Source organism: Moorena sp. SIO3I6 (assembly GCF_010672095.1).
Genome location: NZ_JAAHHU010001041.1, coordinates 1 through 1756, shown reverse-complemented (window position 1 = coordinate 1756; position 1756 = coordinate 1). Strand labels below are relative to the sequence as shown.

At 40.3% G+C, this 1756-nt stretch carries 1 protein-coding gene; it reads right to left on the bottom strand.

The window, feature by feature from the left end; all coding sequences use genetic code 11:
• Positions 1–301: 301 nt before the first annotated feature.
• On the bottom strand, positions 302–1756 hold a 1455-nt coding region (locus tag F6K49_RS45880), incomplete at its 5' end, for an ATP-binding protein (protein ID WP_293108993.1).

Genomic DNA, 1756 nt, shown 5'->3' with positions numbered 1-1756 from the left:
CACAATTACACCTTTATAGCCAATTTTGTTATAGCTCTCAGTTAGGGTAATTTTCCGGGAAGAGGAATGATGATTAGTTTGAGTTACTGAGGAAATATTCATAATCACATGAACTCGTTATTGGGGGTTTTCGCTAATCAATGGCTAATTAATAAGATCAAAAATACTCGGATATTTTTTTACAAAATAATAGTGCAATTTAATCAAAATAAACCTAATTAAAATCACCCTTAAAAATATAATAACTTATCCCTGGCTTAACTAGTCATTTAAATGGCGATTATTTTTAAAGATATAGACTTTATTTTTTACTAACTTTATCTGGAGTTTTTAAATCCTTTGATTTTATTCGATGAGCTTCGCGGTCTTTTGTATCCATGTACTTCCGAACAAATTCCAGAATTTGTCTTTCTTTAAACCCTTTTGATAATTGACGCAACTTTTGAGAAAATGGAATGAATTTATCATCCAACTGTTCAATCAAATTAGCTTCCTCTTGGATGCCTCGAATATCACCCATAATTGCTAGTTCATACAGAACGGATATTTGATCTGGCGATGGAGCTACAGGCATAACGTCTTCAGCTTTCTCTTCCTTAGTGGATTCTAGAATTCCTTGTCCTCCTTGTTGTTCCTCGGAAACCTCTGGCAAATCTAAATCTAGCCAAAAAATACTACCTTGACCGACAGTGCTTTTCACCTTTAATTCACTACCCATTAATTCCGCTAAACGTTTACTAATCGATAGTCCTAAGCCTGTACCATTAACCTGACGGTCAGTATTGCCCACTTGATGGAATGGCAAAAATATTTCTGCTAGTTGTTTTGGTGGTATACCAATGCCAGTGTCTGCTATCACAAAGCGCATTTTTTGAGTACCTTGCTTTTCGGTTAAAGCTTGACGGTTTTTAGGTTGTTCGCCTTGGGCGTTACCGTAGGGTAGGTTGTCTTGACAACCTTGGCCTTTCGGCCACGCTTCAGCGTCGCCTACGGCGAAAGCGTGGCCTTCGGCCGACCCTGCGCTAACGCGAACAAGGTTCAACCGATCAACGTTCAACTCTGAACACCCCAAATAACCAACTTTAAACGTTACCTCACCAGTATCTGTAAATTTGACAGCATTTCCCAAAAGGTTCATCAGAACTTGTCGCAGTCTTATTTCATCACCCTTGACAAATTCAGGCAGAGGCGAAAGGAATTCGTAACGGAATGAAATGTTTTTTTGTTTAGCACTGATCACCACAATTTCCACAATACCTTCGAGAAACTTGGGAAACTGAAAATCTCTGACATCAAGTTCCATTTTTCTGGCTTCGATTTTTGATAGATCCAGGATGTCATTGAGTAGGGTTAACAGATGCTGACCACTTTGCTGAATAATACTGAGCTGCTCTTTGTGCGTAGCGCTCAGATTGGGTTCCTCTTGGAGGATTTGGGCATAACCTAAAATGCCGTTAAGGGGGGTACGTAATTCATGGCTCATGTTGGCTAAAAATTCACTTTTAGCCCGATTGGCTACTTCCGCGTCAACTTTAGCCTGCTTCAACGCCTGTTCTGCCTGTTTGCGATCGCTAATGTCTCGAAAAATTCCCTGCACAACTGTCTTGCCTTGCAGCTCCAAAGTAGTCGCACTAACTTCTACAGGCACGGTTGTACCAACTTGATGCAGTAATTCCAGTTCTACTTGAAATACACCCCCTGCCTCCACATGTTGCTGGAAAATTTGGGAGTAGGCTTTGAATCGTTCTCGTGGAAT